Below are 8,230 nucleotides of genomic sequence, written 5' to 3'. Positions count from 1 at the left end.
TGTGCGCGGACGCTATGCCGTGTCCGGCAGGCTGTGCCGTGTCCGGCAGGGTCAGCTCTTGCGGAGCTCCCAGAAGCGGAAGACGGTGGAGGCGTCCAGGCAGGACTCCACGCCGTAGACGCCGTCGCCGACCACCGCGTACTGCTTGGCCTGCCAGACGGGCAGGACGGGGATGTCCTCGGCGACGATGTCCTGGAGCCGGCCGAAGTCCTTGTCGGTGCCGGAGCGGTCGCTCTGGGCGGCGGTGGCGGGGATGAGGGTGCCGGTGATGGTGTCGTTGGTGTAGTTGTTGCCGAGCACATTGCCCTCGCCGAAGAAGGGGGCCGTGAAGTTGTCGGCGTCGGGGTAGTCGGGCACCCAGCCCTTGACGTACACGCCGTACTTGCCGGCGGCGATGTCCTTCTCGTACTGCTCGAAGGGGACGGACTTCATCTCGGCCTCGAACAGCCCGCTGGCGTTGAGCTGCTCGGCGATGGCGGTCAGTTCCTCGTCGGTGGCGGGGCCGTAGCGCGACGGGGTGGACCACAGCGTGAGCTTCACCTTGCCGGTGATGCCCTCCTCGTCCAGGGCGGCCTTGGCCTTGGCCTTGTCGGGGCGGGCGCCGTAGGTGTCGAAGAAGGCGGTGTTGTGGCCGGCGATGCCGGCCGGGACGATGGAGTACAGCGGGCTGGCGGTGCCGCGGTGGACGTCCGCGATGAGAGCGTCGCGGTCCAGCAGGTGGGCGATGGCCTTGCGGACGCCGAGCTGTCCGGCGACCGGGTCGTCCATGTTGAAGACGAGGTGCTGGACCTCGGCACTGCTGCCCTCCACGACGTCGGCGCCGGTGCCGTCGTCGGACTTGTCGACGTCGTCGATGTCGTGCGCGGTCAGACCGCGGTAGGCGACGTCGACGTCGCCCCCGAGGACGGCCTTCTTCAGGCCGGCCCGGTCACCGTGGAAGAAGCGGAGGGTGACGCCGCTGTTCTGGATGTCGGCGGTGCCCTGGTAGTGCTCGTTGACGGAGAAGACGGCCCTGTCGTCGCGGAAGGACTCGAGCCGGTAGGGGCCGGAGCCGACCGCTTCGCCGTCCTTGCGGAGCCCGTCGGCGTCGTACTCGCGGTGGTTGACGATGGAGCCGGCGCCGGAGGCGATCTTGCTGGGGAAGGTGGCGTCGGGTGCCGAGAGGTGGAAGACGACGGTCTTCTCGTCGGGCGTCTGGACCCGGTCGAGGGTGGTGAACATGACCGCGGGGCCGGCGGCGTCGTCGATCTTCAGCATGCGGTCGAAGGAGAACTTGACGTCCTTCGAGGTGAGCGGATCGCCGTTGCTGAACTTCAGGCCGTCGCGCAGCGTGCACTGGTAGATGCGCGCCTGAGTGTCGCTGAAGCCGCACTTGTCGGCGGCTTCCGGCTGGGGCTCGGTGGCGCCCACGGGGAAGCTCAGCAGCGACTGGAAGACGTTGTTGAACAACAGCCAGGAGCCGGGGTCGTAGCCGGAGGCGGGGTCGGTGGCCAGGACGTCGTCGGACATGCCGACCACCACGGTGGAGGAGTCGCTCGCGGGTCCGGAGCCTTCCGTACCGCAGCCGGTCAGCAGTCCGCCGGCCAGCACTGCCACGACGGGCAGGGCGGGCCACTGGTTACGCAGGTTCACGTGCATGGTGCCTTGTCTTCGGTTCTGGCCGGTGTCTTGGGTTCTGGCCGGTGTCTTCTTCGGTTCCGTCCGCGTGGGGCCGCCGTGGGTGGACGGCCCCGGCGCGGACGCGGGTGACGTCAGCCGCTGACGCCGCGGCTGAGTTCCCACAGCTGGAGCGTCGAGGAGGAGTTGAGGGCGTAGGCGGTGCCCGTGACGTCGTCGCGTGCGGCGACGTACTGCTTGCCCTGCCACAGCGGCAGCACCGGGACGTCCTCGGCGACGATGTCCTGGATCTGCGTCAGGCTGTCGGCCGCGGAGAGCCGGTCGGCCTCGCGGCGGGACTCCGGGATGAGCGTGTTGTTGACGGTGCTGTTGGTGTACGGCGAGTTGAGGAAGTTGTCCTTGTCGAGGAACGGGGCGAGGAAGTTGTCGGCGTCGGGGAAGTCCGGGAACCAGCCCATGCCGTAGACGTCGTACTCGCCCTTCATCCCGGCGGGGCGGAACCTGTCCCAGGGGGCGCCCTGGATGTCGACCTGGAACAGGCCGCTGTCGTTGAGCTGCTGCCTGAGCACCTCGAACTCGCGCTCGGTGGCGGCGCCGTAGTGGTCGGTGGTGTAGTGCAGGGTCAGCTTCACGGGGGTGCTGACCCCGGCGTCCTCCAGCAGGGACTCGGCCTCGGCCTTGTCGGGGTCGCCGTACTTGTTGAAGAACGAGTTGGAGTGGCCGGTGACGGTGGCGGGGACCAGCGAGTAGAGCGGCTCGGCCTGGGTTCCGTAGACCTTGGAGACGAGTTCGCTGCGGTTGATCAGCTGGGCCATGGCCTGCCGGACGGCCTTGTCCTCGACGGACTCGGCATCGGTGTTGAAGCCCAGGTAGCGGATCTCCAGGCCGGCCATCTCGATGAGATCGACCTTGGTGTCCGAGGCATTGGCGAGCTTCTTGACCTGTTCCGGGGTCATGGCCCGGGTCATCAGGTCGATGTCGCCCTTCTCGAGGGCGGTGCCCATGGTCTCGGCGTCGTCGTAGGAGACCATCTCGACCTTGCCGTTGTTCACGTTGAGGCTCCCCTTGTAGTCGGGGTTCCTGGTGAACACGGCCTTGGTCAGGCGGCCGTCCTCGGTGTGGGACTTCAGGGTGTACGGGCCCGAGCCGGACACCTCGAAGCCCTCGCGCAGCTCGCCCTTGTCGTAGTCGTCGGGGTCGACGATGCCGGCGACGGGGGTGGACAGCTTGAACGGGAAGGTGGCGTCGGCGTTCCTGAGGTGGAAGATGACCTCTCGGTCGCCCTGGGTCTCGATGGTGTCGATGGTGGAGAGCAGGGCGAACACGCCGCTGTCGGCCTTGAGGGAGAGCGCCCGGTCGATGGAGTACTTCACGTCCTCCGCGGTGATGGGGTCGCCGCCCGCGAAGGTCAGACCGTCCCGGAGGGTGCAGGCGTACCGCTCGTTGCCGGTGTCGGTGAAGCCGCACTTCTCGGCTGCCTCGGGGACCGGGTCGCCGCCGCCCCGGGGCTGGACCATCAGGGTCTGTACGGTCTGCCGGAGGACGTTCCAGGTGCCGACGTCGTAGGCGTAGGCGGGGTCGAGGGGGGCGGGGGCGTCGGCCGAGGCGGTGAACCGGTCCGTGGTGCCGACGACGATCGCGTCACCGCCGCTGCCGCTGTCGGACCCGCCGCAGGCGGCGAGCGCCGGCGTGAGCAGGCCGACGACGGCCGGCAGCACCAAGGTCTTGCGGTTCATGCTCGGGGTTCTCCACAGCTGTCGGCTCCGTGTACCCGGCACGCATGGGTGGTGCGGCGGTTCACGGGTGTTGGGGCGAGGTTCTCGCGACGAGGTTAGTCCGGGCCCGCAGAAGGGTTCGCGGCCACCGGAGTTGACCGCTCATCACGCTGCGAAACCGGGTGCGGACACACCGAAAACCCGACAGCGGAAGGTTTGGTGCAGCGTCTCATCAAACGGGACACATGGGCATGCCCACCGACGGTACGACACGGCCGGGAGCATATGCCGGGCGGCCTGTCGACCCTGGATGCCGTGACGAACGTCACATGGCCGGGTCCGCGGGCATCCGGCGGAATTCGGCCGTCCGAGCGGCGTGAATTCCCCTGGCGAACAGATGTGCCTTCTCCCCCGCCCGGGTGTGTTCCGGTGTTCCGGAATTTCCGTGGCAGTGTCCGGTGCACGCTGGGTGAGGGGTCAGGCGGCGCGGGTCATCAATCCGCGCAGGAAGGTCAGGTCGACCGCTTCGAGCGAGGGGACGACGGTACGCCGGGCGGACGGGGTGATGGGGGCGACCGAGGGGACCGCGACCACCTGGCACCCGGCCGCCTCTGCGGCGGCTACGCCGGTGGCCGTGTCCTCGACGACGGCGCACCGGGCGGGGTCCACGCCGAGCCCGGCGGCGGCCGCCAGGTAGGGGTCGGGGTGCGGCTTGGTGCGCGGGACCTCGTCGCCGGCCACGGTCAGGGCGAAGTGGTGGGCGCCGAGCGAGTCCAGCACACGGTCGATGATGCGGCGGTGCGAGGCGGAGACCAGCGCCGTGGGGATCTCGTACTCGTACAGCTCGGCCAGCAGCCGCGCGGCGCCGCGCATCAGGGGCAGGGCGCGGCCGATCCGGTCCTCGAACCCGTCGTTGAGCAGCACGGTGAGCTCGGCCAGGGTGATGTCGGCGCCGGTGGCCTCGATCAGGAACCCGGCGCTGCGGCTCATCGGGCCGCCGACCACGACATGGCGCCAGGAGTCGTCGAGGGTGTGTCCGAGGGCGGCGAAGACCTCGACCTCGACGTCCCACCAGAAGCCCTCGGTGTCCACCAGGGTGCCGTCCATGTCGAGGAGCACGGCCTGCAGGGCCGAGCCGTCGGCCGTACGGGTGCCGAGCGCGGGGACCGTACTGGTCATCCACCTACCTCCTTGAGGGACGATCAGGCCGGTTCCCACGAGGGGAACCGGCCTGCAGTGGACCGACCAGTCTACGTCGCCCGGGAGCGAAACGCCTGTTTTTTACGATGTGCCCTGGGGCACACGGGACCGGCGGTGCTCAGCGGGGCGTGCTGAGCGGGCGCTCGGCCCGACCTCCTCAGCGGGCGTTGAAGTACTTGGCCTCCGGATGGTGGATGACGATGGCGTCGGTGGACTGCTCGGGGTGCAGCTGGAACTCCTCGGACAGCTCCACCCCGATGCGCTCGGGCTGCAGCAGTTCGGCGATCTTGGCCCGGTCCTCCAGGTCGGGGCAGGCGCCGTAGCCCAGGGAGAAGCGGGCACCCCGGTACTTCAGGGCGAACATGTCCTCCATCTCGGCCGGGTCCTCGCCGGCGAACCCGAGCTCGGAGCGGACCCGTGCGTGCCAGTACTCGGCGAGGGCCTCGGCGAGCTGGACGGAGAGCCCGTGCAGCTCGAGGTAGTCGCGGTAGGCGTTGGCCTCGAAGAGCTTGGCGGTCTCCTCGCCGATGCGGGAGCCGACGGTGACGACCTGGAGACCGATGACGTCCTGCTCGCCGGACTCCTCGGGGCGGAAGAAGTCGGCCAGGCACAGGCGCCGGCCGCGGCGCTGGCGGGGGAAGGTGAAGCGGGTGCGCTCGTTGCCCCGCTCGTCGAGGAGGATGAGGTCGTCGTCCTTGGAGACGCAGGGGAAGTAGCCGTAGACGACGGCCGCCTCCAGCAGGTTCTCCGTCTGGAGCCGGTCCAGCAGGCCGCGCAGCCGGGGCCGGCCCTCGGTCTCGACGAGTTCCTCGTAGGTGGGGCCCTCGCCGGTGCGGGCCTGCTTCAGGCCCCACTGGCCCTTGAACAGGGCGCCCTCGTCCAGCCAGGAGGCGTACTCCTTGAGCTGGATGCCCTTGATGACGCGGGTGCCCCAGAAGGGGGGCTCGGGGACGGGGTTGTCGGTGGCGACGTCGGAGCGGACGTGGCCTTCCTCGGGCCGCTCCTCGACCTGGACGGTGGCCGCCCGCACCCGGCGCTGCCTGAGCTCGGGCAGTTTGGCACCCGGCACGCCCCGCTTGACCCCGATCAGCGCGTCCATCAGCCGCAGGCCCTCGAAGGCGTCGCGCGCGTAGCGGACCTCGCCCTCGTAGATCTCGTGCAGGTCCTGCTCGACGTAGGCGCGGGTGAGGGCGGCGCCGCCCAGGATGACGGGGTAGTCGGCGGCGAGGCCGCGCTGGTTGAGCTCCTCCAGGTTCTCCTTCATGATCACCGTGGACTTGACCAGCAGCCCGGACATGCCGATGACGTCGGCCCGGTGTTCCTCGGCGGCGTCCAGGATCGCGGAGACCGGCTGCTTGATGCCGAGGTTGACGACGTTGTAGCCGTTGTTGGACAGGATGATGTCGACGAGGTTCTTGCCGATGTCGTGGACGTCGCCACGGACCGTGGCCAGCACGATGGTGCCCTTGCCCGCCTCGTCGGTCTTCTCCATGTGCGGTTCCAGATAGGCGACGGCGCTCTTCATCACCTCCGCCGACTGGAGTACGAACGGCAGCTGCATCTGGCCGGAGCCGAACAGCTCACCGACCACCTTCATGCCCTCCAGCAGCACCTCGTTGACGATCTCCAGGGCCGGGCGTGCCTCCAGGGCGGAGTCCAGGTCGGCCTCCAGGCCGTTGCGCTCGCCGTCGATGATGCGCCGCTGGAGGCGCTCCTCCAGCGGCAGCGCGGCCAGCTCCTCGGCTTTGGAGGCCCTGAGGGACTTGGCGGTGGCGCCCTCGAACAGCGCCATCAGCTTCTGCAGCGGGTCGTAGCCCTCGGCACGGCGGTCGTAGATCAGGTCGAGCGCGGTGGTCACCTGCTCCTCGTCGAACCGGGCGATCGGCAGGATCTTGGAGGCGTGCACGATGGCGGAGTCCAGGCCCGCCTTGACGCACTCGTCGAGGAAGACGGAGTTGAGCAGGATCCGGGCGGCCGGGTTGAGGCCGAAGGAGATGTTGGACAGCCCCAGGGTGGTCTGCACCTTCGGGTGCCGCTTCTTCAGCTCGCGGATGCCCTCGATGGTGGCGATGCCGTCGCCGCGGGACTCCTCCTGGCCGGTGCAGATGGTGAAGGTCAGGCAGTCGACGAGGATGTCCTCCTCGTGGATGCCCCAGTTGCCGGTCAGGTCGTCGATCAGCCGCTCGGCGATCTCGACCTTCTTCTCGGCGGTACGGGCCTGGCCCTCCTCGTCGATGGTCAGCGCGATCAGCGCCGCGCCGTGCTCCTGTGCCAGCCGGGCGACCTGGGCGAACCGGGACTCGGGGCCGTCGCCGTCCTCGTAGTTCACCGAGTTGATCACGGCGCGTCCGCCGAGCCGCTCCAGCCCGGCCCGGATGACGCCGACCTCCGTGGAGTCCAGCACCACCGGCAGCGTCGAGGCGGTGGCGAACCGTCCGGCCAGCTCCGCCATGTCGGCGACGCCGTCCCGGCCGACGTAGTCCACGCACAGGTCCAGCATGTGGGCGCCCTCGCGGATCTGCTCGCGGGCCATCTCCACACAGTCGTCCCAGCGGCCCTCCAGCATGGCCTCGCGGAACTTCTTGGATCCGTTGGCGTTGGTCCGCTCGCCGATCGCCAGGTACGAGGTGTCCTGCCGGAACGGCACGGTCTGGTACAGCGAGGCGGCGCCGGGCTCGGGGCGCGGTTCCCGCTCGGCCGGGGCGAGCTCGCGCACCCGCTCCACGACCTGGCGCAGATGCTCGGGGGTGGTGCCGCAGCAGCCGCCGACCAGGGACAGGCCGTACTCGCGGACGAAGGTCTCCTGGGCGTCGGCCAGCTCGGGGGCGGTCAGCGGGTAGTGGGCGCCGTCCTTGCCCAGGACCGGCAGGCCGGCGTTGGGCATGCAGGACAGCGGGATGCGGGAGTGCCGGGCGAGGTAGCGCAGGTGCTCGCTCATCTCGGCAGGGCCGGTCGCGCAGTTCAGGCCGATCATGTCGATGCCGAGCGGTTCCAGCGCGGTCAGTGCGGCGCCGATCTCGGAGCCGAGCAGCATGGTGCCGGTGGTCTCGACGGTCACCGACACGATCAGCGGCATGTCGATGCCGAGGGCGTCCAGGCCGCGGCGGGCGCCGAGCACGGAGGCCTTGGTCTGCAGCAGGTCCTGGGTGGTCTCCACCAGCAGTGCGTCCGCGCCGCCGGCCACCAGGCCCTCGGCGTTCTGCTGGTAGGCGTCGCGCAGTACCTGGTACGGGGCGTGGCCGAGCGTGGGCAGCTTGGTGCCGGGGCCCATGGAGCCCAGCACCCAGCGCTGCCGGCCGTCCTCGGCGGCGAACTCGTCGGCGACCTCGCGGGCCACCCGGGCGCCCGCCTCGGACAGCTCGTGCACCCGGTGCGGGATGTCGTACTCGCCGAGGGCGGAGTGGTTGGCGCCGAAGGTGTTGGTCTCGACGCAGTCGACGCCGGCGGCGAAGTACTCGCGGTGCACCGAGCGGACGATGTCGGGCCGGGTCAGGTTGAGCACCTCGTTGCACCCCTCCAGCTGCTGGAAGTCGTCCAGCGAGGGGTTCTGCGCCTGGAGCATGGTGCCCATGGCTCCGTCGGCCACCACCACGCGGGTGGCGAGCGCCTCGCGGAGGGCGGTGACACGGGTCCGGACGTCGGCGGACGGGGTGGATGGCGACGAGGCCATGAAAGGGCTCCCTTGATGCGACGGCTGT

Annotated in this window: 4 protein-coding genes; all 4 read right to left on the bottom strand. The window is 69.8% G+C overall.

What is annotated here, in order from left to right; genetic code table 11:
- Positions 1 to 51 precede the first annotated feature (51 nt).
- The 4 genes from V5O46_RS16745 to metH all read right to left on the bottom strand — a co-directional run bounded on the left by V5O46_RS16745 (position 52) and on the right by metH (position 8,202).
- The gene (locus tag V5O46_RS16745; protein ID WP_332885407.1) at positions 52 to 1,632 is read right to left on the bottom strand and encodes an ABC transporter substrate-binding protein; all 1,581 of its coding nucleotides are present in this window, start codon (positions 1,630 to 1,632) and stop codon (positions 52 to 54) included.
- A gap of 119 nt (positions 1,633 to 1,751) precedes the next feature.
- Positions 1,752 to 3,353 carry an ABC transporter substrate-binding protein gene (locus V5O46_RS16740; protein WP_332885406.1) on the bottom strand — a complete coding sequence of 534 codons (1,602 nt, stop codon included), beginning with the start codon at positions 3,351 to 3,353 and terminating at the stop codon, positions 1,752 to 1,754.
- Positions 3,354 to 3,809: 456 nt separating this feature from the next.
- Positions 3,810 to 4,511 (bottom strand): HAD family hydrolase, encoded by a 702-nt coding sequence (locus V5O46_RS16735; RefSeq protein ID WP_332885405.1) that lies wholly within the window; start codon positions 4,509 to 4,511, stop codon positions 3,810 to 3,812.
- A 178-nt stretch (positions 4,512 to 4,689) separates the two neighbouring features.
- Complete coding sequence (gene metH, locus V5O46_RS16730) at positions 4,690 to 8,202, bottom strand: methionine synthase (RefSeq protein ID WP_332885404.1); 3,513 nt, start codon at positions 8,200 to 8,202, stop codon at positions 4,690 to 4,692.
- Positions 8,203 to 8,230: the final 28 nt, after the last annotated feature.

It is taken from the genome of Streptomyces poriticola (assembly GCF_036689765.1).
In the GTDB taxonomy this organism is placed as follows: domain Bacteria; phylum Actinomycetota; class Actinomycetes; order Streptomycetales; family Streptomycetaceae; genus Streptomyces; species Streptomyces poriticola.
The sequence above is the reverse complement of the archived record's forward strand: the minus strand, read 5'-3'. Positions and strand labels throughout refer to the sequence as shown.

What these genes read in the sequence shown, in the direction of transcription:
- metH (WP_332885404.1), bottom strand. Translation starts at nt 8,202, where the DNA reads ATGGCCTCGTCGCCATCCACCCCGTCCGCCGACGTCCGGACCCGTGTC.
- V5O46_RS16740 (WP_332885406.1), bottom strand. Translation starts at nt 3,353, where the DNA reads ATGAACCGCAAGACCTTGGTGCTGCCGGCCGTCGTCGGCCTGCTCACG.
- V5O46_RS16735 (WP_332885405.1), bottom strand. Translation starts at nt 4,511, where the DNA reads ATGACCAGTACGGTCCCCGCGCTCGGCACCCGTACGGCCGACGGCTCG.